Origin of the sequence: Paraburkholderia sp. PREW-6R (genome assembly GCF_039621805.1) — a bacterium.
GTDB lineage: Bacteria > Pseudomonadota > Gammaproteobacteria > Burkholderiales > Burkholderiaceae > Paraburkholderia.
In genome coordinates, this window is the sequence record NZ_CP155073.1 from 429,099 (window position 1) to 453,845 (window position 24,747).

General features: G+C 62.2%; 20 protein-coding genes. 17 read left to right on the top strand and 3 right to left on the bottom strand.

Features of this window, described 5'->3' with window-relative positions; all coding sequences use genetic code 11:
- Positions 1–35 precede the first annotated feature (35 nt).
- Entirely contained in the window at positions 36–422 is a 387-nt protein-coding gene (locus AAGS40_RS01940) for a RidA family protein (protein ID WP_345812840.1), read from the top strand.
- A 151-nt stretch (positions 423–573) separates the two neighbouring features.
- Here the strand turns inward: AAGS40_RS01940 and queF are convergent, their stop codons facing one another.
- The 3 genes from queF to ilvA are packed head-to-tail and all read right to left on the bottom strand — an operon-like array spanning position 574 to position 3,890.
- Positions 574–1,398 (bottom strand): NADPH-dependent 7-cyano-7-deazaguanine reductase QueF, encoded by an 825-nt coding sequence (queF, locus tag AAGS40_RS01945; RefSeq protein ID WP_345812841.1) that lies wholly within the window; start codon positions 1,396–1,398, stop codon positions 574–576.
- A complete protein-coding gene (locus AAGS40_RS01950) occupies positions 1,395–2,297 on the bottom strand; it encodes a 5'-nucleotidase (protein WP_345812842.1) in 903 nt (300 codons plus the stop codon). Before AAGS40_RS01950 ends, queF begins: the two co-directional genes overlap by 4 nt.
- A gap of 27 nt (positions 2,298–2,324) precedes the next feature.
- The gene (ilvA, locus tag AAGS40_RS01955; protein ID WP_345814465.1) at positions 2,325–3,890 is read right to left on the bottom strand and encodes a threonine ammonia-lyase, biosynthetic; all 1,566 of its coding nucleotides are present in this window, start codon (positions 3,888–3,890) and stop codon (positions 2,325–2,327) included.
- 492 nt (positions 3,891–4,382) lie between these two features.
- On the opposite strand from ilvA, the gene AAGS40_RS01960 reads away from it, so the two are divergent.
- From AAGS40_RS01960 to AAGS40_RS02035, 16 genes are all read left to right on the top strand, one after another.
- The gene (locus AAGS40_RS01960) at positions 4,383–8,477 is read left to right on the top strand and encodes an FAD/FMN-binding oxidoreductase (protein ID WP_345812843.1); all 4,095 of its coding nucleotides are present in this window, start codon (positions 4,383–4,385) and stop codon (positions 8,475–8,477) included.
- Positions 8,478–8,511: 34 nt separating this feature from the next.
- A complete protein-coding gene (locus AAGS40_RS01965) occupies positions 8,512–8,943 on the top strand; it encodes an HIT family protein (protein ID WP_345812844.1) in 432 nt (143 codons plus the stop codon).
- 82 nt (positions 8,944–9,025) lie between these two features.
- A complete protein-coding gene (locus AAGS40_RS01970) occupies positions 9,026–9,439 on the top strand; it encodes a DUF971 domain-containing protein (protein WP_345812845.1) in 414 nt (137 codons plus the stop codon).
- 67 nt (positions 9,440–9,506) lie between these two features.
- Entirely contained in the window at positions 9,507–10,238 is a 732-nt protein-coding gene (gene ubiE, locus AAGS40_RS01975) for a bifunctional demethylmenaquinone methyltransferase/2-methoxy-6-polyprenyl-1,4-benzoquinol methylase UbiE (protein ID WP_345812846.1), read from the top strand.
- 38 nt (positions 10,239–10,276) lie between these two features.
- The gene (locus AAGS40_RS01980) at positions 10,277–11,275 is read left to right on the top strand and encodes a TIM44-like domain-containing protein (protein ID WP_345812847.1); all 999 of its coding nucleotides are present in this window, start codon (positions 10,277–10,279) and stop codon (positions 11,273–11,275) included.
- A gap of 175 nt (positions 11,276–11,450) precedes the next feature.
- Positions 11,451–12,095 carry an SCP2 sterol-binding domain-containing protein gene (locus AAGS40_RS01985; RefSeq protein WP_345812848.1) on the top strand — a complete coding sequence of 215 codons (645 nt, stop codon included), beginning with the start codon at positions 11,451–11,453 and terminating at the stop codon, positions 12,093–12,095.
- 15 nt (positions 12,096–12,110) lie between these two features.
- Entirely contained in the window at positions 12,111–13,688 is a 1,578-nt protein-coding gene (gene ubiB / locus AAGS40_RS01990; RefSeq protein WP_345812849.1) for a ubiquinone biosynthesis regulatory protein kinase UbiB, read from the top strand.
- Positions 13,689–13,730: 42 nt separating this feature from the next.
- The gene (locus AAGS40_RS01995; protein WP_345812850.1) at positions 13,731–14,354 is read left to right on the top strand and encodes a methyltransferase domain-containing protein; all 624 of its coding nucleotides are present in this window, start codon (positions 13,731–13,733) and stop codon (positions 14,352–14,354) included.
- Positions 14,355–14,554: 200 nt separating this feature from the next.
- Positions 14,555–14,959, top strand: a complete 405-nt coding sequence (locus AAGS40_RS02000) for a zinc ribbon domain-containing protein (protein WP_345812851.1) — start codon at positions 14,555–14,557, stop codon at positions 14,957–14,959.
- 72 nt (positions 14,960–15,031) lie between these two features.
- Complete coding sequence (locus AAGS40_RS02005) at positions 15,032–15,685, top strand: DUF502 domain-containing protein (RefSeq protein WP_345812852.1); 654 nt, start codon at positions 15,032–15,034, stop codon at positions 15,683–15,685.
- A 64-nt stretch (positions 15,686–15,749) separates the two neighbouring features.
- Positions 15,750–17,549: an aspartate--tRNA ligase gene (gene aspS / locus AAGS40_RS02010; protein ID WP_345812853.1), complete on the top strand. Its 1,800-nt coding sequence runs from the start codon at positions 15,750–15,752 to the stop codon at positions 17,547–17,549.
- 181 nt (positions 17,550–17,730) lie between these two features.
- On the top strand, positions 17,731–18,219 hold the full coding sequence (gene nudB / locus AAGS40_RS02015) for a dihydroneopterin triphosphate diphosphatase (protein WP_345812855.1): 489 nt from the start codon (positions 17,731–17,733) through the stop codon (positions 18,217–18,219).
- Complete coding sequence (clsB, locus tag AAGS40_RS02020; protein ID WP_345812856.1) at positions 18,216–19,475, top strand: cardiolipin synthase ClsB; 1,260 nt, start codon at positions 18,216–18,218, stop codon at positions 19,473–19,475. The genes nudB and clsB overlap by 4 nt, the downstream gene beginning before the upstream one ends.
- Before the next feature lie 224 nt (positions 19,476–19,699).
- The gene (locus AAGS40_RS02025; RefSeq protein ID WP_345812857.1) at positions 19,700–20,299 is read left to right on the top strand and encodes a TetR/AcrR family transcriptional regulator; all 600 of its coding nucleotides are present in this window, start codon (positions 19,700–19,702) and stop codon (positions 20,297–20,299) included.
- A 95-nt stretch (positions 20,300–20,394) separates the two neighbouring features.
- Positions 20,395–22,182 carry an acyl-CoA dehydrogenase C-terminal domain-containing protein gene (locus AAGS40_RS02030; protein WP_345812859.1) on the top strand — a complete coding sequence of 596 codons (1,788 nt, stop codon included), beginning with the start codon at positions 20,395–20,397 and terminating at the stop codon, positions 22,180–22,182.
- Positions 22,183–22,300: 118 nt separating this feature from the next.
- Positions 22,301–24,736 (top strand): 3-hydroxyacyl-CoA dehydrogenase/enoyl-CoA hydratase family protein, encoded by a 2,436-nt coding sequence (locus AAGS40_RS02035; protein ID WP_345812861.1) that lies wholly within the window; start codon positions 22,301–22,303, stop codon positions 24,734–24,736.
- Positions 24,737–24,747 lie beyond the last annotated feature (11 nt).

Sequence of the window (24,747 nt, forward strand, 5' to 3'; positions counted from 1 at the left end):
CGAACGCGTGCTGGACCTTTTCAGGGAGTGGAACGATGAAGCGATATGGCGTTGAAGGTGGCAAAGGAACAGGTGGTCAGCATATGCCGTTTGCGCGTGCGGTCGAAGCGGACGGCTGGCTGTTCGTCTCTGGTCAGACGCCGATGGAAAACGGCGAGGTGATCAATGGCGGGATTGTCGAGCAGTCGCATAAGGCGATTCAGAACGTGATCGCGATTCTGAAGGAAGCGGGCTACGGCACCGAGCATGTCGTGCGTTGCGGTGTGTGGCTCGATGATCCGCGGGATTTTGCTTCGTTCAACAAGGTGTTTCGCGAATACTTCGGGGACAATCCGCCGGCGCGGGCGTGTGTGGTTTCGTCGATGGTGATCGATTGCCGGGTCGAGGTGGATTGTGTGGCCTACAGGAAGCCGGCGGAGTAAGAAAAGCCAGCGGTTCGCGCCGCCGGCCATCAAGCGAGCCGCATGGCTCGAAGTGGCCGGTGGTTCGATCTACGAATGATCGCTGCAAGATGCAGTCGGCCCCGTTGATTCGTTACTGGAAACCCGCCACGCCGTGGCGGGAATGCCGGAATCACTGCCGCGCCAACCTCATGTTGTCCGGCATCGGCAAATTATAGTTCGTGCGAAAAGGATTGATATCCAGGCCGCCGCGCCGCGTATAGCGCGCATACACCGCCAGTTTGACCGGCTTACAGGCCTTCAGCATATCGATAAAAATCTTTTCGACGCACTGTTCATGAAACCCGGTGTGATTCCGGTAAGAGATGATGTACCGGAGCAAACCGGCATGATCGATTTGCGGCCCGACGTAATGAATCTGCACGCTTCCCCAATCGGGCTGACCGGTCACCGGACAATTCGACTTGAGCAGATTGGAAACCAGCGTCTCCTCGACCGGCGATTCATCCAGCGCCGCTTTTAACAGCGACGCATCCGGATGATAAATGTCCGTGTCCAGATCGAGACGATCCAGCGACATCCCGTCAAACTCTTCCATCTGCATTTTGCCGAAATCGCCCGGCGCAGTCAGATGAACCGAAACCGTTGCGCCGCACGAAGCCGATACATCGCGCTTGATCGTATCGCGCACCGTGTCGATCGAATCGAACGAGGTCTGCGCAAACGAACCGAGATAGAGTTTGAACGATTTGGATTCGACGATATTCGGCGAGTCGGCCGGCACGAAAAACGTGGCCACGGCGATCTGCGGCTTGCCTCGCGCATTCAGCCAGGACAGTTCATACGCGTTCCAGATGTCCGTGCCGAAAAACGGTAACTGCGCGCCGATGCCGATCGCGTCACGCGCATTCTTGCGTGCAATCGGAAAGAGGAGCGAAGCATCGTATTGTTCGGTGTAAGCAGAGGGTTTGCCCAGCGGTGACTGTTCAGGTGTCATGATGCGTTCACTATGCCACTCAGCACGTGCCCCGTCGCCGTAACGACGCGGGCCGATTCGCAATGGCCGATTTGATCGTCGAAGAAAAAGTCTGGCTCGAACTCGCGCAGGAATGCGCTCTTGTCGAGGCCACCGAGGAACATCGCTTCGTCGATTTCGATGTTCCACGCCATCAAAGTGCGGATCGCGCGTTCGTGCGCGGGCGCCGAGCGCGCCGTAACCAGCGCGGTGCGGATATGCATGGGCGCAGCATGGTCCGCGAGTTTCTGCAGACGGTGCAGTGCTTCGAGCAACGGCTTTAGCGGGCCGTCCGCGAGCGGCAAATCCTTGTTGTGAATCTCGTGGCCGACGAATGCGCGCAAGCCGTCCTTCTGGAACACGCGCTCGGCTTCGTCCGAAAACAGGACGGCGTCGCCGTCGAACGCTATGCGGATTTCGTCGGGGTACGTGCTCGCCATTTTCGCCGATTCCGGCAAGACGCGCGCAGCCGGGAATCCGGCAGCCAGCGCATCGCGCACATCTGCCTGATTTGCGGACAAGAACAGCGACGCATTCAGCGGCTTCAGATAGCCGAATGGTGCGCGTCCCCGTGTGAAAACGCCGCGCTCGATCGCGAGGCCGTGTTCGCGGCACGAGTGGAAGGCGCGCAATCCGCTGATCGGGTCGCTGCGCGACAGAATCACCACTTCCACGCGATGGCCGCCGGCGTTCAATGCGAGCAGTTTGCGGATCAATGGAAACGCCACACCCGGTTTCGCGGGCAGTGTCAGCCGGTCGCGCTGCAACGCTTCATAAGCGTGCAAGTCGCCTTCCTCGTACACGCGGTTCTCTTCCTCGAAGTCGAACAGCGCGCGCGATGAAATGGCCACTACCAGTTTATCGACGAGCGTGAGAGCCATCGTGTTGCGTGTTCCAGTCGTTAAAGATCATGCGAGGAATAATCGATACACCGGGTTCTGCGTCTCTTCCCAGTTCGGGTAACCCAGCGTCGCGAGGAAGCGGTCGAACTCGCGGTTTTCGCTCTCCGGCACCTGGATGCCGACGAGAATCGAACTGTAGTCCGCGCCCTGGTTGCGGTAATGGAACAGGCTGATATTCCAGTTCGGCGCCATCGACTTCAGGAATTTCATCAGCGCGCCGGGCCGCTCGGGAAACTCGAAACGGAACAGGCGTTCGTCGCGGGCGAGCGGCGAGCGCCCACCCACCATGTAACGGATGTGCTGCTTCGAAAGTTCGTCGAACGTCAGATCGACCGTCGCGAAATCGTGCGCCTCGAACGCACCCGCAATCTGCGCCGATTCGCTGCGATTCCTGATCTGCACGCCAACGAAGATATGGGCGGAGTGCGCATCGGCAATACGGTAGTTGAATTCGGTGACGCTGCGCGTGCCGACCAGTTCGCAGAAGCGCCGGAAACTGCCGCGCTCTTCGGGAATCGTCACCGCGAACACGGCCTCGCGTGCTTCGCCCACTTCGGCGCGTTCGGCGACGAAACGCATGCGGTCGAAGTTCATGTTCGCGCCCGAGGTGATCGCGATCAGCGTCTGGTTCTCGATGCCTTCGCGCTCGGCATACTGCTTCGCACCGGCGACAGCCAGCGAGCCGGCGGGCTCCAGCACGCTGCGCGTGTCCTGAAACACGTCCTTGATCGCTGCGCACAGCGCGTCCGTATTCACGAGCAGCACGTCGTCGAGATACTCGCTGCACAGGCGGAAGGTTTCCTCGCCGACGAGCTTGACCGCCGTGCCATCCGAGAACAGACCGACCTCATTGAGCGTGACGCGCTCGCCCGCTTTCAACGACGCGGCCATCGCGCACGAATCGTCGGTCTGCACGCCGATCACCCTGATCTCGGGACGCACCGATTTCACATACGCCGCCACGCCCGCCGCGAGACCGCCGCCGCCGATCGGCACGAAGATCGCGTGGATCGGCCCCTGATGCTGGCTGAGGATCTCCATCGCCACCGTACCCTGTCCCGCGATCACGTACGGATCGTCGAACGGATGCACGAAAGTCAGGCCGCGCTCTTCCTGCAGTTCCAGTGCGTGTGCGTAAGCGTCGCTGAACGACTCGCCGGCCTGCACCACTTCGACAGTCGGGCCGCCATGCGCGCGCACCGCATCCACCTTGACCTGCGGCGTCGTCACCGGCACGACGATGATCGCCCGCACACCTAATTTGGCCGCCGACAGCGCGACGCCCTGCGCATGATTGCCCGCCGACGCAGTGATCACGCCGCGCCCGAGCGCTTCGGCCGACATATGCGCCATCTTGTTGTACGCGCCGCGCACCTTGAACGAGAACACCGGCTGGTTGTCCTCACGCTTCAGATAGACCGGGTTACGCAGACGCGCCGACAGGTTCGGCGCGTGTTCGAGCTCGGTTTCTCGCGCCACGTCGTAGACACGCGCGGTGAGGGTTTTCTTCAGGTAGTCGTGGGAAGCCATGCGGGTGGCGCGGTGCGCTGTGTAAGACGGGAAAGGGGCAATGATAGCGCCAACGGTGCGCGCTCAGGCCTTCGCGTGGCTGCCCAGCGCGCGGTCCTAAGCGGTGCGGGATGAGTCAGGAAAGGCCACCCGACCGTTCGGTTGGCGAACATAGGGCGCAGAAACCGGGTGCCGAATCCCGCTGAAAACGCGCGAAGCCCCGTCAGCATTCCGATTGCAGCCGTCAACGCGTGGCGGGATCATGCGGTAGAATTCCGTTTTGGAATAAGGATCGGAAGATGCACTGGCAGCCTCGGATCGCCCACCTGATGCCCGTCCCGCGTGAATCTTGCCCCGCGGCGCAGCGTCATGTCCGCCACGCACGATCGTGTAGTTACTTCTGAGCGCCGCGAAGCGATCGGTGTGGACTGGCCGTCGGTCGTGCTTCGCTCCCAAGTAGATTCTCAGCAGATTTCCAGCATTGCGCCCCACGCGCACCGTCAGCCGACGCCTCAGCCTTGAGCGCGCCGGTCTGATCTACCGAGTCGTCCAAACATGAACGCACCTCAAGTATTCAATCCGCACGGGGCCGCCGCTGCGGTAGCCGCCGACCCCGAAGCGCGTCTGCGCGAAATTCCTTACAACTACACGTCGTTTTCCGATCGCGAAATCGTTATCCGACTGCTGGGCAACGACGCGTGGGCCGCGCTTGCCGAACTGCGCGCGGAACGCCGTACGGGCCGCTCGGCACGGATGCTCTACGAAGTGCTCGGCGACATCTGGGTCGTGCGCCGCAATCCCTATCTGCAAGACGATCTGCTCGATAATCCGAAGCGCCGCGCGATGCTGATCGAAGCGCTGCACCATCGTTTGAGCGAAATCGAGAAGCGCCGCCGCGCCGATCTCATCGAGCACGGCGACGAAGCGGGGGTGGACCGCGCCGCTCGTGTCGAAACGCTGGTGCAGGCGGCACGCAAAGCCGTCGACGAATTTTCGAGCGAATTCCAGAAGACCTATGATCTGCGCCGTCGCGCGACCAAGGTGCTGGGCCGCGTCACCGAAAAAGACAATATCAAGTTCGACGGCTTGTCCCGCGTTTCGCACGTGACGGACGCCACCGACTGGCGCGTCGAGTATCCATTCGTCGTGCTCACGCCGGATACCGAAGCCGAGATCGCCGGCATGATCAAGGCGTGTTTCGAGTTGGGGCTGACCGTGATTCCGCGTGGAGGCGGCACGGGCTACACGGGCGGCGCAGTGCCGCTCACGCCGTTCTCAGCGGTCATCAACATGGAAAAGCTCGAACAGCTTGGCGCGGTCGAGATGACCGAGCTGCCGGGCGTCGAACGCAAAGTCGCGACCATTTTCTCCGGCGCGGGCGTCGTCACGCGCCGTGTGACCGAAGCGGCCGAGCAGGCCGGTTTCGTGTTCGCGGTGGACCCCACGTCGCTCGACGCGTCTTGCGTGGGCGGTAACGTCGCGATGAATGCGGGCGGCAAGAAAGCCGTGTTGTGGGGCACGGCGCTCGACAATCTGGCCTGGTGGCGCATGGTCGACCCGGAAGGGAACTGGCTCGAAGTCACGCGCCTCGACCACAACATGGGCAAGATTCACGATATCGAGGTGGCGCATTTCGAACTCAAATGGTTCGACGGCAATTACGCGCCGGGCGAGAAGCTGCTGCGCACCGAGTCGCTCGACATCAAAGGGCGCGTGTTCCGTAAGGAAGGTCTAGGCAAGGACGTCACGGACAAATTTCTCGCGGGTTTGCCGGGCGTGCAGAAAGAGGGCTGCGACGGGCTCATCACGTCTGCTCGCTGGGTGCTGCACAAGATGCCGGCGCATACGCGCACCGTTTGCCTCGAATTCTTCGGCCAGGCACGCGACGCGATTCCGAGCATCGTCGAAATCAAGGATTACCTGTTCGAAACGTCGAAGCAGGGCGGCGCGATTCTCGCGGGCCTCGAACATCTCGACGAACGCTATCTGCGCGCGGTCGGCTATGCGACCAAGAGCAAACGCAATGCGTTTCCGAAAATGGTGCTGATCGGCGATATTGTCGGCAACGACGCCGACGCCGTCGCGCAGGCCACCTCGGAAGTGGTGCGCATGGCCAACGGCAAGAGCGGCGAAGGCTTCGTCGCGGTCAACGCCGAGGCGCGCAAGCGCTTCTGGCTCGACCGCAGCCGCACCGCCGCGATCGCCAAACACACCAACGCGTTTAAGATCAACGAAGACGTGGTGATCCCGCTCGACCGCATGGGCGAGTACACCGACGGCATCGAGCGCATCAATATCGAGTTGTCGATCAAGAACAAGCTGCAACTGGTCGATGCGCTCGAAGCGTTCTTCAAGGGCGGCAAACTGCCGCTCGGCAAGAGCGACGACGCCAACGAAATCCCAAGCGCCGAATTGCTGGAAGATCGCGTGCAGCAGGCGCTCGATCTGCTCAAGCGCGTGCGCATGCGCTGGGAATTCCTGCGAGACAGGCTCGATCTGCCGTTGCGCGAAGCGCAGCACTATCTGGTTGGCCTCGGCTATGAGGGGCTCGCGGAGAAGTTTGCCGATCGCGTCGACACGCAAGCGGACGCCACCGTATTTCACATCACGCAGGACAGGACGATCCGCGTGTCGTGGAAACAGGAGATTCGCGCCGAACTCCGGCAGATTTTCAATGGCGGGGAGTTCAAGCCGATCCTCGACGAAGCGCAGGCAATCCACAAGAAAGTGTTGCGTGGCCGTGTGTTCGTCGCGCTGCACATGCACGCGGGCGACGGCAACGTTCACACGAACCTGCCGGTGAACTCCGACAACTACGAGATGCTGCAAGACGCCCACACGGCGGTGGCGCGCATCATGAAGCTCGCGCGCTCGCTCGACGGGGTCATTTCCGGCGAGCATGGAATCGGCATCACCAAGCTCGAATTTCTGACCGACGACGAAATCAGCGAATTCCGCAAGTACAAGCAACGCGTCGATCCGCTTGGCCGCTTCAACGCGGGCAAGCTGCTCGAAGGCGCCGATCTTCGCAATGCCTACACGCCGAGCTTCGGCCTGATGGGCTACGAATCGCTGATCATGCAGCAGAGCGACATTGGCGCGATCTCCGAATCGATCAAGGATTGCCTGCGCTGCGGCAAGTGCAAGCCGGTCTGCGCGACTCACGTGCCGCGCGCGAATCTGCTGTACAGCCCGCGTAACAAGATTCTCGCCACCTCGTTGCTGGTGGAGGCGTTCCTGTATGAGGAGCAGACGCGCCGCGGCGTGTCGATCAAGCACTGGGACGAATTCAACGACGTCGCCGATCACTGCACCGTCTGCCATAAGTGCGTGACGCCGTGCCCGGTGAAGATCGATTTCGGCGACGTGACGATGAACATGCGCAACCTGCTGCGCAAGATGGGCAAGAAGAAGTTCAATCCGGGCAACGCGGCCGGCATGTTCTTCCTCAATGCCACCAACCCGCAAACCATCAACCTCGCGCGCACGGCGATGATGGGCGTCGGCTACAAGGCGCAGCGCCTCGGCAACGAAGTGCTGAAGAAGTTCGCGAAGAAGCAGACGGCGCACCCGCCGGCCACCGTGGGCAAGCCGCCGGTCACGCAGCAGGTGATCCACTTCATGAACAAGAAGATGCCGGGCAACCTGCCGAAAAAAACCGCGCGCGCGTTGCTCGATATCGAGGACAACAAGATCGTCCCGATCATCCGCAATCCGAAAACAACCACGGCCGACACGGAAGCGGTGTTCTACTTTCCAGGCTGCGGTTCAGAGCGCCTGTTTTCTCAGGTCGGTCTCGCTACGCAAGCGATGCTGTGGGAAGCCGGTGTGCAAACGGTGCTGCCGCCGGGCTATCTGTGCTGCGGCTATCCGCAGCGCGGCTCGGGCCAGTTCGACAAGGCCGAGCAAATCGTCACGGACAATCGCGTGCTGTTCCACCGCGTCGCCAACACGCTGAACTACCTCGACATCAAGACCGTGGTGGTGTCGTGCGGCACGTGCTACGACCAGCTCGCCGGCTACGAATTCGAGAAGATCTTCCCGGGCTGCCGGATCATCGACATTCATGAATTCCTGCTGGAAAAGGGCATGAAGCTCGACGGCGTGAACGGCGTGCGCTACATGTACCACGACCCTTGCCACACGCCGATCAAGACGATGGACCCGGTCAAGCTGGTGAACTCGTTGATGGGTTCCGAGAAAGACGGCTACAAGATCGAGAAGAACGACCGTTGCTGTGGCGAATCCGGCACGCTCGCGGTCACCCGTCCTGACATTTCGACACAAGTGCGTTTCCGCAAGGAAGAGGAAATCCGCAAGGGCGCTGCGAAGCTGCGCGGCATTCCGCTCGTCGCCGAGGCGGGTGCGAACGGGATCAATCCGGCCAATGCATCGGCCGGCGCGGCGGGTGCGCCAGAGGGCTCGGTGCTGAAGGCCGGCGACGGCCCGCAGCCGAAGGGCGCCACCGACGTGAAAATCCTCACGAGCTGCCCGTCCTGCCTGCAAGGCCTGTCGCGCTATAACGACGACGCAGGTATCGAGGCGGATTACATCGTCGTCGAGATGGCCCGCCACGTGCTCGGCGAAGACTGGATGGTCGACTACGTGCAGCGGGCGAATAATGGCGGAATCGAGCGCGTGCTGGTTTAATGGCACGACTGACGATTTTTGCCTGAGGTCGACGATGGATTGCGTTTTTTGCCGTGAAGATGGCGGCGATGTGCTGTGGCAGGACGACAGGCTGCGCGTCGTCCTCGCCGACGAACACGATTACCCGGGCTTTTGCCGCGTCATCTGGAATGGTCACATTGCTGAGTTTTCGGATCTCGACGGAAACGATCGCGATCACGTGATGAAGGCGGTGTATGCAGTGGAACGCGCGATGCGGCGCGTCCTTCATCCGGTAAAGGTGAATCTGGCGAGCCTCGGCAACCAGGTACCCCACGTGCATTGGCATGTGATTCCGCGTTTTTCGAACGACGCTCATTTCCCGCTGCCCATCTGGGCGCCCCGCCAGCGCACCGTTTCCGAAGCCATGCTGTCGTCGCGGCGCGCGCAGGCCACGTTGCTGCGCGAAGCGGTGCGGCAGGAAATCGGGCAGGCTTTCAACAATTGAGCGCATTGAGCTGCTCGCTTCACGCCAGACCTGCCGGCCGCAACGGCTCCGCCAGGTCCGGCGTTTTCCCAAAGGCCACATCATGAGCGGATTGACTCCCGATACCCCGGTGCCGACGGGCGTCGTCGTACATTCGAAGTCGCGCGTACTCGAACTTCAATACGCGAACGGCGAATCGTACCGTCTGCCGTTCGAATTGCTGCGCGTGTATTCGCCGTCGGCGGAAGTGCAGGGCCACGGGCCCGGCCAGGAGACGCTGCAAACCGGCAAGCGCGAAGTGACGATCACGTTGATCGAGGGCGTCGGCAATTACGCGCTGCAGCCGACTTTCTCCGACGGGCACAGCACCGGCATCTATTCGTGGGACCTGCTTTACGACATGGCCGTGCGCCAGGACGAACTCTGGCGCGACTATCTCGCCAGGCTGGCAGCGGCCGGCGTCGAACGCGACAGGCCGATGGCGCCGGCCGCGGCTGCGCATGGCCACTGTCACTGATACGATTCGCCCTGACCGCCGCGCTAATGCGGCGCAACATTTCAGAATACGCGAAAGGACGAGCGCGATGAGCAAAACCCACTTCGGCTTTCAGTCGGTCGACGAACAGGAAAAAGCACAGAAGGTGGCAGGCGTATTCCACTCGGTCGCCGCCAACTACGACTTGATGAACGACCTGATGTCGGGCGGCCTGCACCGGGCGTGGAAGATGTTCACGATCGCCCAGGCCAACGTGCGGCCGGGCTACAAGGTGCTCGACATCGCGGGCGGCACGGGCGACCTGTCGAAGGCGTTCGCGAAGCAGGCCGGTGCAACGGGCGAAGTCTGGCATACGGACATTAACGAATCCATGCTGCGCGTGGGCCGCGACCGCCTGCTGGACAAGGGTGTGATCACGCCGGCGCTGCTGTGCGACGCCGAGAGGATTCCCTTTCCGGACAATTACTTCGACGTGGTCACGGTGGCATTCGGCTTGCGGAACATGACGCACAAGGACGTCGCACTCGCCGAGATGCGCCGCGTGCTGAAGCCGGCGGGCAAACTGCTGGTGCTGGAATTTTCGAAGGTGTGGGATCCGCTCAAGAAGGTCTACGACGTCTATTCTTTCAAGGTGCTGCCGTGGCTGGGGGAGCGCTTCGCGAAAGACGCCGAAAGCTACCAGTACCTCGCGGAATCGATCCGCATGCATCCCGATCAGGAAACTTTAAAAACAATGATGGAACAAGCAGGCCTGGACGGCGTCAAATATTACAATTTGTCAGCTGGCGTGGTAGCTTTACACGTGGGGACCAAATACTAGGGTCTCTAACCCATCGATTTTTAAAGGAAAGTACGAAAATGTCCGATTCGAACGTGTTATCTCTCCGTAAGGTTTCGGGGTCATTGGTGAGAAGAATCGGACTGATCGCGATGGTCGGCCTGATCATGGCGGGTTCTCTCGCCTCGCTGGACGCCGAAGCACGCCGCATGGGCGGTGGCCGCAGTTTCGGCCGCCAGTCGAATACGGTTCAGCAGCAGCATCAGGCTACGCCGTCGCAGTCTTTCCAGAACAATCAGGCCACGCAGCAGCGTGCACAGCCCGCGCCTGCGCCCACGCCGGCGCCCGTTGCGCAGCCGAACCGTTCACGCTGGCTTGGGCCGATCGCCGGCCTCGCCGCCGGGCTGGGCATTGCCGCGCTGTTGTCGCACTTTGGACTGGGCGGCGCGTTTGCGGGCGCAATGGCCAATATCATCGTGATCGCCGTCATCGCCATGATCGCAATCTGGCTGATCCGGCGCTTCCTCGGCCGAAAGCGCGATGCGTCGCAACCGGCGTATGCAACCGGCGCAACGTCGTTCAATTCGGGCAGCACGAGCTATCCGCAGGAGCCACGCTACAGCGCGCCGTCCAGTGGCTCGTATCTCGAGCCGCAAGGCAGTTCGCAGAGCACGCCGACGGCATTCGCCACGCCTTCCGTGCCCGCCGGGTTTGATTCGGAAGCGTTCCTGCGCAACGCGAAGGTCTATTTCGTGCGCTTGCAGGCCGCATGGGACGTGGGCAACATGGAAGATATTCGCCAGTTCACCACGCCGGAAATGTTCGCCGAGGTGAGAGTGGACCTGTCGTCGCGCGGCACGGAATCGAACCAGACCGACGTGGTGCAGTTGAACGCCGAATTGCTCGGCGTCGAAGAGCGCGCGAGCGAGTACTTTGCCAGCGTGCGTTTTTCAGGGCTGATCCGCGAAGTGCCGGGCGCGCCGGCGGAGCCGTTCGTCGAGGTCTGGAATCTGTCGAAGGCGAACCGTGCCGGTGAAGGCTGGCTGCTGGCTGGCATCCAGCAGGTGACCCAGCATTGACGCGCGGCTGGAACGCCGCGAAGCCGATTGCGTAACGGCGTCAGCACGACTTTTCCTGTTCCGCTTTCCGGTGCAATGTTGGCCGTTCGGCATAGCGGGCCGCGAAGCGAACGGACGTTACAATAGGAACCCGCGCGAGCACCTCGCTCGCGCGGGTTTTTTCTTGCCACTCTCAATGACTCTCGCCGCCAAGCCTTTTGCCGCCGCTGTCAATCATCTGCTCGCCCGCGAGTCGTGGGCTCGTGAGCGCCTTGCTCCGTATGCCGGCAAGACCGCCCGGCTCTCGTGCCCGCCGGTCGTCCTCACGCTGCTGGTGCAGCCGGACGGCTATCTGAGCGCAGTCGGCGAGAGCGAGGCGCGGCAGGTCGACGTGACGATCACCGTGCCGTCGGAGGCGCTGCCGGCCTTCGTGCAGGGCGGCCAGGCCGCTGTGATGAAGCACGTGAAGATCGAGGGCGACGCCGAGTTCGCCACCACCATCGCGAAACTCGCCGAGCATCTGCGTTGGGAGCCGGAAGAAGACCTGGCGAAGTTCATCGGCGACGGACCGGCATGGCGAGTCGCGTCGGTCGTGCGAACGGTGGGTGAGCACGTGCAGCGCACCGGGCGCAATCTGCTCGATACCGCCGCCGAGTATCTGCTCGACGAAAACCCGCAACTGGTGCGGCGCGCAGCGCTCGACGACTTCAACGCCGAGCTGGCCCGTGCGCGTGACACGCTGGCGCGCGTGGAGAAGCGAATCGAGCGTCTCGAACAGAAGGTCGAAGCCCACGGCGCCAATGCGTCGGGCGGCGCCGCCACGTCGCGCGGCACGCGCTAGTCACCGGGCACAACCATGCGTTTTCTGCGTTTCCTCAAGATTTTTTTCACGGTTATCCGCTTCGGTCTCGATGAGATGATGCTCAGCCGCGTCAACGACCGGCGCGTGCGTCTGCTGCTGCGCATCACCACGATCGGCCGCAAGTTCGACGCGCCGCCGGGAGTGCGGCTGCGGCTCGCGCTCGAAAGTCTCGGGCCTATTTTCGTCAAGTTCGGCCAGGTGTTGTCCACACGCCGTGACCTGCTGCCGGTCGACATCGCCAACGAACTCGCGAAGCTTCAGGATCAGGTGCCGCCGTTCGACTCGGCGGTGGCGATCGGGCTGGTCGAGAAGTCGCTCGGCGCGCCCGTTGACGTGCTGTTCGACGATTTCGAGCGGGTGCCCGTGGCGAGCGCGTCGATTGCGCAGGTCCACTTTGCGAAGGTCAAGGCCGGGCAGCACGCGGGCAAGGCGGTCGCCGTGAAGGTGCTGCGCCCGAACATGCTGCCTGTGATCGATTCCGACCTTGCGCTGTTGCGCGACATCGCCGTCTGGGCCGAGCGGTTATGGGCGGACGGCAAGCGCCTGAAGCCGCGTGAAGTGGTCGCCGAATTCGACAAATACCTGCACGACGAACTCGACCTGATGCGCGAGGCCGCCAACGGCAGCCAGTTGCGCCGCAACTTTGCCGGACTCGACCTGCTGCTCGTGCCGGAGATGTACTGGGAATTCTGCACGCCCACGGTGCTCGTGATGGAGCGCATGGTCGGCGTGCCGATCAGCCAGGTCGAAACGCTGCGCGCGGCGGGCGTCGATATTCCGAAGCTGGCGCGTGAAGGCGTCGAAATATTCTTCACGCAGGTGTTTCGCGACGGTTTTTTCCACGCGGACATGCACCCCGGCAATATTCAGGTGAGCCTCGCGCCGGAAACCTTCGGCCGATATATCGCGCTGGACTTCGGAATTATCGGCGCGCTGTCGGACTTCGATAAGAACTACCTCGCGCAAAACTTCCTCGCGTTCTTCAAGCGCGACTACCACCGGGTCGCCACGCTGCATCTGGAGTCGGGCTGGGTGCCGCCCAACACCCGCGTCGAGGAACTGGAAAGCGCGATCCGCGCGGTCTGCGAGCCGTATTTCGATCGCGCGCTGAAAGACATTTCGCTCGGCCAGGTGCTGATGCGGCTTTTTTCGACGTCGCGGCGCTTCAATGTCGAAATCCAGCCACAACTCGTATTGCTGCAAAAGACCATGCTCAACGTGGAAGGGCTCGGTCGCTCGCTCGATCCCGAACTGGATTTGTGGAAAACCGCCAAGCCTTATCTCGAACGCTGGATGAACGAGCAGATTGGTCTGCGCGGCTGGTATGAGCGGTTGAAGATCGAGGCGCCGCAGTGGTCCAAGACGCTGCCGCAGCTGCCGCGGCTCATCCACCACGCGCTGGCCGAGCGTCACAACATGACCCGTGGCGGGAACGACGAGATGATTCGCCAGATCCTGCTCGAGCAGAAGCGCACCAACCGGCTGCTGCAAGGCTTGCTGCTGTTCGGCGTGGCAGTCGGCGTGGGCGTGGTGCTCGCGCGGGTGTTTCTCGCGTTCGCGTACGGCGGCTAGGCCCGCGTCCGCCTGCGTCACCCTGTTCCTGCGAGGTATGCAATGAGCGATCCGATCGAGCCTTCCGCAACAGATTTCACGACTCGCGATCCGGATTCGCCCGCGTTCTGGGACGAGCGTTTCGAGCGCCGTTTCATGCCGTGGGACCAGGCCGGCGTGCCATCGGCATTTCAGGCGTTTGCTTCGCGTCACAGTGGCGCGGCAGTGCTGATTCCCGGTTGCGGAAGCGCGTACGAGGCGCTCTGGCTGGCCGGGCAGGGTAGCCCCGTCAAGGCAATCGACTTTTCGCCGGCTGCGGTTGCGGCGGCGCGTGAACAACTGGGTGCGCAGTATGCACACCTCGTCGAGCAGGCCGATTTTTTTGCTTTCGAGCCGCCGTTCGAGCCGGCATGGGTCTATGAGCGCGCGTTTCTTTGCGCGTTGCCGCCAGGCCGGCGGACCGATTACGCGCGGCGCATGGCCGAACTCGTGCCGAAAGGCGCATTGCTCGCGGGATTCTTTTTCTTCGGGGCCACGCGGAAGGGTCCGCCTTTCGGTATCGAACGCGCCGAACTCGACGCGCTGCTCACGCCGTATTTCGACCTGATCGAAGACGAAGCGGTGAACGACTCGATTCCCGTATTTGCTGGACGTGAGCGCTGGCTCACATGGCGGCGGCGCGGGTAAGGCCGCGCGTCGCGCCCGCTGCTCCCGGGATCGGCGTGCTTCCCCGGTCAGGTCGGACTTGATTCGACCAACGCCGCCCTCATTTAAGCGGCGGGCGGCTGCGCGGAATGTTCGCCCCCAAAAACCGGGGTGGGATATTGTTTGCGGCTATAATTCAAGGCTTTGCAAGCGTTTATCAGATTTCAGTAGGGAAAAGGATCATGCCGATCTACGCTTATCGTTGTGAGTCATGCGGCTTCGGGAAGGACGTCCTTCAGAAGATGAGCGACCCGCAGTTGACGCAATGTCCCGAATGCGGGAAAGACACGTTTCGCAAACAGGTGACGGCTGCGGGCTTTCAGTTGAAGGGCTCGGGGTGGTACGTCACGGATTTCCGCGGCGGCAATAGCGGCGCTGCCGCGGCGGCCAAGCCGGACGCGGACGGCGCGTCGAATGGAAATGCTGGCGGTGCCGGCGAGAAAGCCGCCGCCAATGGCGAGAGCGCCAAATCCGACGCGGCACCGGCCAGTAGCACGGCTGCGGCGGGTTCGTCGGCCGCCTCGGCTGCGCCGGCAACGCCCGCGGCCGCACCGGCCGCTTCAGGCGGCTCCGGCAGCGGCTCGTAGGAATGCCGCCCTGCGGGGCGGCGCATACGCCGCGCAACCGGCCTCGGGCCGCGCGGCTTTCTGGCGGTACACATGACGACGAAAAAAACGACGCTCAAATCGGTGTTCCTGACCGGCCTGCTGGTGCTGGTGCCTCTGGCTATCACACTGTGGGTGCTCGGTCTGATCATCGGCACGATGGACCAGACGCTGTTGCTGCTGCCCGAGTCATGGCAGCCGGAGCGTGTCTTCGGTTTCCGCCTGCCAGGTCTAGGCGCGGTGTTGACACTCGCGTTCATCTTCGTGGTCGGTCTGCTGACGCAAAACTTCATCGGGCAGAAGCTCGTGAAGTGGTGGGAACTCGTGGTCGGGCACATCCCGGTGGTGGGTCCGATCTACACCAGCGTCAAGCAGGTGTCCGACACGTTGCTGTCCAGCAGCGGCAACGCGTTTCGCAAGGCGCTTCTGATCGAGTACCCGCGCCGCGGTTCGTACACCATTGCGTTCCTGACCGGCATTCCCGGCGGCGACGTGGTGAACCACCTGAAAGAAGATCACGTCAGCGTGTACGTGCCGACCACGCCGAACCCCACGTCCGGCTTCTTCCTGATGGTGCCGAAAAGCGAAGTAGTCGAGCTCGACATGACTGTCGACGCCGCGCTCAAGTACATCGTGTCGATGGGCGTGGTGGCGCCGTCCGCGCCGCCGGCGCCGGTGCGCCGCACGACAGTCGAGCCTCCGCTGTAACGCGGCGCGGGGCGAGTCATTGCCCGCGCGCCGTTCAACCAATGCAAAACGAAAGACAAACATCATGTCGATGAGATCTGAATACTGCGGTCTGGTGACCGAAGAACTGCTGGGCCAATCCGTTTCGCTGTGCGGCTGGGTAAGCCGCCGCCGCGACCATGGCGGCGTTATCTTCATCGACCTGCGCGATCGCGAAGGGCTCGTCCAGGTCGTCTGCGACCCGGATCGCGCAGAGATGTTCAAGGCCGCCGAAGGCGTGCGCAACGAATTCTGCCTGCAGATCAAGGGTGTGGTTCGCGCGCGTCCGGAAGGCACGACGAACCCGGCGCTCAAGAGCGGCAAGATCGAAGTGCTCTGCCACGAACTGAACGTGCTGAACGCGTCGATCACGCCGCCGTTCCAGCTCGACGACGACAACCTGTCGGAAACCACGCGCCTCACGCATCGCGTGCTGGACCTGCGCCGCCCGCAAATGCAGCACAACCTGCGTCTGCGTTACCGCGTCGCGATCGAAGCGCGCAAGTACCTCGACTCGCTGGGCTTCATCGACATCGAAACGCCGATGCTCACCAAGAGCACGCCGGAAGGCGCGCGCGACTACCTGGTGCCGTCGCGTACGAACCCGGGTCAGTTCTTCGCGCTGCCGCAGTCGCCGCAGCTGTTCAAGCAGTTGCTGATGGTCGCCAACTTCGATCGCTACTACCAGATCGTCAAATGTTTCCGCGACGAAGACCTGCGCGCCGACCGTCAGCCTGAGTTCACGCAGATCGACTGCGAAACATCGTTCCTCGACGAGCAGGAAATTCGTGACCTGTTCGAAGCGATGATCCGCCACGTTTTCAAGGAAACGATCGGCGTGTCGCTGGACGAAAAATTCCCGGTCATGCTTTATTCGGAAGCGATGCGCCGCTTTGGTTCGGACAAGCCGGACCTGCGCGTGAAGCTCGAATTCACGGACCTCACGGACGCGGTGCGCGACGTCGACTTCAAGGTGTTCAGCACGCCGGCCAACACGAAAGACGGCCGCGTTGCGGCGATCCGCGTGCCGAAGGGCGGCGAACTGTCACGTGGCGACATCGACAGCTACACGGAATTCGTGCGTATCTACGGCGCGAAGGGTCTGGCGTGGATCAAGGTCAACGAAGTGGCGAAGGGCCGTGACGGTCTGCAAAGCCCGATCGTCAAGAACCTGCACGATGAAGCGGTCAAGGCGATCATCGAGCGCACCGGCGCGCAAGACGGCGACATCATTTTCTTCGCAGCGGATCGCGCGAAGGTGGTGAACGACAGCCTCGGCGCACTGCGTCTGAAAATCGGTCACTCGGAATTCGGCAAGGCGAATGGCCTCGTGGAAACCGGCTGGAAGCCGCTGTGGGTGATCGACTTCCCGATGTTCGAGTACGACGAGGAAGACAATCGCTACGTGGCCGCGCATCACCCGTTCACGAGCCCGAAGGACGAGCACCTCGAGTACCTCGAAACGGACCCGGCGCGTTGCCTCGCGAAGGCCTACGACATGGTGCTGAACGGCTGGGAAATCGGCGGTGGTTCGGTGCGTATTCACCGTGAAGAAGTGCAGAGCAAAGTGTTCCGCGCGCTGAAGATCGGTGCGGAAGAGGCGCAGGCCAAGTTCGGCTTCCTGCTCGACGCGCTGCAATATGGCGCGCCGCCGCACGGTGGTATTGCGTTCGGTCTGGACCGCATCGTCACGATGATGGCCGGCGCCGACTCGATCCGCGACGTGATCGCGTTCCCGAAGACGCAACGCGCGCAGTGTCTGCTCACGCAGGCGCCGAGCGAAGTGGACGAGCGTCAGTTGCGCGAGTTGCACATCCGTCTGCGTACGCCGGAACCGAAGGCATAAGCATGACAAGGGTTCGAGCCGCGCGAAAAACAGCTGACAGCAGCAACTGAAGTGGTCATGAAAAAGGCGCATCTGCGCCTTTTTCGTTTTTTGCGTTACAGTCGATGCAACCGCGTCTGACCGCCTTTTGGACGAACCGCCGACAACGACTACGCCCAGCGTCGCGCCCAGTTTTCAAACCATGCAGAAACCGCCGAAGATTCCGCAATCCGTTCTCGTCGTCGTCCATACGCCCGCACTCGACGTTCTGCTCATCGAGCGCGCCGATCATGCCGGCTTCTGGCAGTCGGTCACCGGTTCCAAAGACAGGCTCGACGAACCGCTTGCGGAAACGGCCGCACGCGAAGTCGCCGAGGAGACCGGCATACGGATCGGCACCTCGCTCGTGCCGCAAAGCGCGCTATTCGACTGGCAATATTCGATCGAATACGAGATCTATCCCGAGTTCCGGCATCGTTATGCCGAGGGCGTCATTCACAATACCGAGCACTGGTTCAGCGTGCAGGTGCCCGAGCAACTCGAGGTCAGGCTTGCGCCGCGCGAACACACCGCGTTTGTGTGGCTGCCGTATGACGAGGCGGCGTCGCGCTGCTTCTCGTCGTCGAATGCGGACGCAATCCTGCAATTGCCCGCGCGGCTCGAGCGCCGGGCGAAGGAGCGTGGCCGGTGAGCGTCGGCACCGCGCGCCGTTTCGCCCGCCTGCGGCAATCGCTGCTCGGCCGCCGCTACTGGCAACGTTATCGCTTCACGGCTGGCAACCAGGTCAGGTTGCTGCGTTCCGGCGCCGAGTTTTTTCCCGCGCTGATCGAGCGCATCGACGGGGCCCAGAGCGACGTCGTTCTCGAAACCTATATTTTTTGCTACGACAACGCGGGTCAGTCGGTCAGCGCAGCGCTGATGCGCGCCGCTTCGCGCGGCGTGAAAGTGCGGGTGATCACGGACGGCGTCGGCACTGCCCGTCTTGAGATGTTCAACGAATGGCCGAAGGCGGGCATCGATCACCGCATCTACAACCCACACATTTTTGGCCGCTTCGGTTTCTCCCGTACCCACCGCAAGCTGGCGGTGATCGACGACAAGTTCGCGTTCTGCGGCGGCATCAATATCGTCGATGACTATGAGAACAACGGCGAGAAGCTGCCGTACCGCCGCTGGGACTTCGCACTCGAACTGCAGGGACCGGTCATCAGCGACGTACGTCAGGCGTTCGAACTGCAATGGCGGCGGATCAAGCTCGGGCATCGGCCAATCGAATCACTCGGGCCGGATCTGGCGCCGCAGACTGCCGCGTCGCTCGGCAGTCTGCGGCGGCGCCGGCGGCGTCGTAACGAGCAGCTGTGGGCCGGCGGACAGCCGTGTGTGGCGTTCGTCGCGCGCGATAACCTGATCAACCGCCGCGCGATCGAAAAAGCGTATCTCACGGCAATCGGCCAGGCGCGCAGCGAGGTCCTGCTCGCCAACCCGTATTTCATGCCGGGGCGCAGGCTGCGGCGCGCGCTGGTGTATGCGGCGCGCCGCGGCGTCGTCGTGAAGCTCATCATCGGACGCAAGGAATTCAAGGCGCTGGATTATGCGGTGCCGTTCCTGTATCGCTCGCTGCTGAAGGCCGGCGTGCAGATCGCGGAGTACGAAAAGACGCTGCTGCACGGCAAGGTGGCGGTGGTGGACTCGAATTGGGCGACGGTCGGCTCGTCGAATCTGGACGCGCTGAGCCTGATGCTGAACAACGAGGCCAATGTCGTGCTGGTGAACGATCCCGTGATCGACGCGCTGCGCGACGCAATTCTCGTCGCGTTCAAGGACGCGCGGCGCATCGACGAGGCGCGTTACGACGCGCGCCCGGCCAGTGTGCGCGCGCTCAACTGGCTGGCGTATTCGACCTACCGGATGGTCATGAAAGTACTGACGGTGGGCGGCTACGACTAGCGTTCTCTCGTTCTTTTCACCGAGAAACGGCGCGGCGTCGAGGAATGACAAAAAGAAGGCAAAGGCCTCTAAAAAATCTCCTTCCTCCGATTGATGAATGCCGCAGAATTGAAACTTCGTTAGAAACCGGTTTCTAATAAAGTCCTTGTTTCGCGGACGGCGCCACTCAATAATAGTACGGCCGTTCGATTTTGTTTTGGTCACATTAGAACGGTAAAAAAGCTATGCGAAAAGGCGAACAAACACGAGCCGCAATTCTGGAAGCAGCACTCGATCTGGCAAGCCGCGACGGACTGGAAGGTCTGACGATCGGCCTGCTGGCCGAGCGCATGCAGATGAGTAAAAGCGGCGTGTTCGCGCATTTCGGGTCGCGCGAAGATTTGCAGGTTGAAGTCGTGCGCGAATATCACCGTCGTTTCGAAGACGAGGTGTTTTTCCCGAGTTTGCGAGAACCTCGTGGATTGCCGCGCTTGCGCGCGATGATTTCCCGCTGGATTGAGAAGCGCATTCAGGAAGTGACCACCGGGTGCATCTACATCAGCGGCGCCGTCGAATACGACGATCGCGCGGACAACCCGGTGCGCGAGCAACTGGTGTCGAGTGTGACGATCTGGCGGGCGGCGCTCACGCGCGCTATTTCGCAGGCCATGGAAGAAGGGCATCTGCGTGCCGACGCCGATCCGCAACTGATGCTGTTCGAACTGTATAGCTTCACGCTCGGTCTGCATCACGACGCGCGTTTCCTGCATCTGCCGGATGCGGTGCGCCTCACGTGGGCCGCGCTGGAAAAACTGATTATTTCGTATCAAAGCGAAAGCCGTTAGCAGCGCCGCGAGACCACACCGATTCGACGGCGCAGAAAGTTTCGATTTACGGACTCCGCTAATGGCCTCGCTTCTCGTCAAACTTGGAGAGAGTCATGGGACAGTACGCCGCGCCGCTGCGCGACATGCAATTCGTGTTGCACGAACTGCTCAACGTCGAAGCTGAAATCCGGCAAATGCCAAAGCATGCGGATCTCGACACCGACACGATCAACGCGGTGCTCGAAGAGGCCGGCAAGTTCTGCTCCGAAGTGCTGTTCCCGCTCAACCATAGCGGCGACCAGGAAGGCTGCACGTACGTCGGCGACGGCGTCGTGACCACGCCGAAGGGCTTCAAGGAAGCCTATCAGCAATACGTCGAGGCCGGCTGGCCCGCATTGGGCTGCGATCCGGAATACGGCGGACAGGGCCTGCCCGCGTTCGTCAACAACGCGCTGTACGAGATGCTGAACTCGGCGAATCAGGCGTGGACCATGTACCCCGGCCTCTCGCATGGTGCTTACGAATGTCTGCACGCGCACGGCACCCCGGAGTTGCAGCAGCGCTATCTGCCGAAGCTGGTGGCGGGCGTGTGGACCGGCACCATGTGTCTGACCGAGCCGCATTGCGGCACCGACCTCGGCATCCTGCGCACCAGAGCCGAACCGAACAGCGACGGCTCATACTCCATCAGCGGTACGAAGATTTTCATCTCCAGCGGCGAACACGATCTCGCGGAGAATATCGTTCACCTGGTGCTCGCGCGTCTGCCAGATGCGCCCAAAGGCACCAAGGGCATTTCGCTCTTCATCGTGCCGAAGTTCGTTCCGAACGAGGCAGGCGAGCCGGGCGAGCGCAACGGGGTGAAGTGCGGCTCCATCGAGCACAAGATGGGCATTCACGGCAACGCCACCTGCGTGATCAATCTCGACAATGCGAAGGGCTGGCTCGTCGGCGAACCGAACAAGGGCTTGAATGCCATGTTCGTGATGATGAACGCCGCGCGCCTCGGCGTCGGCATGCAAAGTCTGGGCTTGACCGAAGTCGCTTATCAGAACTCGCTGCCTTACGCGAAAGAGCGTCTGCAAATGCGTTCGCTGACCGGCCCGAAAGCGCCGGAAAAGGCCGCTGACCCGATCATTGTGCACCCGGACGTGCGCCGCATGCTGCTCACGCAGAAGGCCTACGCCGAAGGCGCGCGCGCGTTCTCGTACTGGTCCGCGCTGCATATCGACAAGGAGTTGTCGCACGCGGAAGAATCGGTGCGCAAGGAAGCCGCCGACCTGGTCGCGCTGCTCACGCCGATCCTGAAAGCGTTCCTGTCGGACAACGCATTCGAATGCACTAACCATGCGATGCAGATCTACGGCGGTCACGGCTTTATCGCCGAGTGGGGCATGGAGCAGTATGTGCGCGACGCACGTATCAACATGATTTACGAAGGCACCAACGCCATTCAGGCGCTCGACCTGCTGGGCCGCAAGATTCTCGGCGACATGGGCGCGAAGATGAAGAAATTCGGTAAGCTGGTCACGGAATTCGTCGAGGCCGAAGGCGTGAAGCCGGAAATGCAGGAGTTCATCAACCCGCTCGCCGACATCGGCGAGAAGGTGCAGAAGCTGACGATGGAAATCGGCATGAAGGCGATGCAGAACCCGGACGAAGTCGGCGCCGCCGCCGTGCCGTATCTGCGCACCGTCGGCCACCTGGTGTTCTCGTACTTCTGGGCGCGCATGGCGCGCATCGCGCTGGACAAGGAAGCATCGGGCGACCCGTTCTACAAGGCAAAGCTCGCCACCGCGCGTTTCTACTTCGCCAAGCTGCTGCCGGAAACGGCCATGACGATCCGTCAGGCGCGCGCCGGCTCCAGGTCGCTGATGGAAGTCGACGAAGCGCTGTTCTGACCCGCTCATCACGGCGAGCGCCGCGCTGTTCTTGCAAGACAGCGCGGCGCGCCGCCAGGCCTGACATCGCGAACACAAGAGCCGTTCGCGACACCGCATAACTCCCCGGAGGAACGACGTGAGCAATCTGATCATTCGCAAGGTCGCCGTGCTCGGCGCCGGCGTGATGGGCGCGCAGATCGCCGCGCACCTGGTCAACGCCAAGGTGCCCGTGCTGCTGTTCGACCTGCCCGCCAAGGAAGGCGTGAAGAACGGAATCGCGCTGAAGGCGATCGAGAACCTGAAGAAGCTGTCGCCGGCGCCGTTCGGCGTCAAGGACGACGCGCAGTACATCCAGCCCGCCAATTACGACGACGACATCGGCAAGCTCGCCGAATGCGACCTCGTGATCGAAGCGATTGCCGAGCGGATGGACTGGAAGCACGATCTGTACGGGAAGGTTTCGCCGCACATCGCGCCGAACGCGATTTTCGCGACCAACACGTCGGGGCTGTCGATCACCGAACTGTCGCAAGGTTTCCCGGATGAACTGAAGGCACGCTTTTGCGGCGTCCACTTTTTCAATCCGCCGCGCTACATGCATCTGGTCGAATTGATCCCGACCGCGAGCACACGCCCGGAAATCCTCGATCAACTCGAAACGTTCCTGACGAGCGTGGTCGGCAAAGGTGTCGTGCGTGCGAAAGATACGCCGAACTTCATCGCCAACCGCGTCGGCATTTTCTCGATTCTCGCCGTCATTGCCGAAGCCGCGAAGTTTGGCCTGCGTTTCGACGAAGTGGACGATCTGACGGGCTCGCGTCTGGGCCGTGCGAAGTCGGCGACCTTCCGCACCGCGGACGTGGTCGGTCTCGACACCATGGCGCACGTCATCAAGACGATGCAGGACACACTGCAAGACGACCCGTTCTTCCCGGTCTACGAAACGCCGGCGGTGCTGGCAGAACTGGTCAAAAAGGGCGCGCTCGGCCAGAAGACCGGCGGCGGCTTCTACAGGAAAGAAGGCAAGGCAATCAAGGTGCTCGATCCGAAGACGGGCGAGTACGTGGACGGCGGCGCGAAAGCCGACGAACTGGTCGGCCGCATTCTGAAGCGTCCGCCGGCTGAGCGGCTGAAGCTGCTGCGTGAATCGCAGCATCCGCAGGCTCAGTTCCTGTGGTCGATTTTCCGCGACGTGTATCACTATATCGGCGTCCATCTGGAATCGATCGCCGATAACGCACGCGACGTCGATCTGGCCATCCGCTGGGGCTTCGGCTGGAACGAAGGTCCGTTCGAAGGCTGGCAAACGGCCGGCTGGAAGCAGGTCGCAGAATGGGTGCAGGAGGACATTGCGGCGGGCAAGGCGCTGTCGAACGTGCCGCTGCCGTCGTGGGTGCTCGAAGGTCCGGTCGCGGAGAAGGGCGGCGTCCACACGAACGAAGGCTCGTGGTCGCCCGCGTCAAAGACGTTCGTTCCGCGCTCGTCGCTGTCCGTTTATGAGAAGCAGGTATTCCGTGCGCCGCTCGTCGGCGAAACGACCACCGATCCGAAAACCTACGGCAAGACGCTGTTCGAAACCGACGCCGTGCGTGCATGGGTCGACGATCGGGCCGGCGAAAGCGATGTGCTGATCGTGTCGTTCAAGAGCAAGATGAACACGATCGGACCGTCGGTGATCGACGGTCTCACGCAGGCAATCGAACTCGCCGAGAAGGACTACAAGGGTCTGGTGGTGTGGCAACCCACGTCGCTGAAGCTCGGCACGCCCGGCGGCCCGTTCTCGGCCGGCGCGAACCTGGAAGAAGCCATGCCCGCGTTCATGATGGGCGGCGCGAAGGGTATCGAGCCGTTCGTGAAGAAGTTCCAGCAGGGCATGCTGCGTGTGAAGTACGCCAATGTGCCGGTGGTGTCGGCGGTGTCGGGCATCGCGCTCGGCGGCGGCTGCGAACTGGTGCTGCATAGCGCGAAGCGGGTCGCGCACATCGAGAGCTATATCGGTCTGGTCGAAGTGGGCGTCGGTCTGGTGCCCGCGGGCGGCGGCCTGAAGGAAGCAGCGTTGCGTGCGGCCGAAGCGGCGACGCAAGTCGGCGCAACCAGCGACCTGCTCAAGTTCGTGCAAAAGTCGTTCGAAAACGCCGCGATGGCAAAGGTCTCCGCCTCCGCGCTCGAGGCCCGCGCGATGGGCTACCTGAAGCCGTCGGACACAATTGTGTTCAACTTGTTCGAACTGCTCGACGTCGCGAAGAAGGAAGCGCGCGCGCTGGCCGCAGCGGGTTATCGTCCGCCGCTGCGTGTCACGCAGGTGCCGGTGGCCGGCCGCTCGGCCATCTCGACCATCAAGGCATCGCTCGTAAATATGCGCGACGGCCGTTTCATCAGCGAGCACGATTACCTGATCGCGAGCCGCATTGCAGAAGCCGTGTGCGGCGGCGACGTGGAAGCGGGCAGCCTCGTCGACGAGGAATGGCTGCTGCAACTGGAGCGCCGTGCGTTCGTTGACCTGCTCGGCACGCAAAAGACGCAGGAACGGATCATGGGCATGCTGCAAACCGGCAAGCCGGTGCGCAATTAAGCGACGCACGC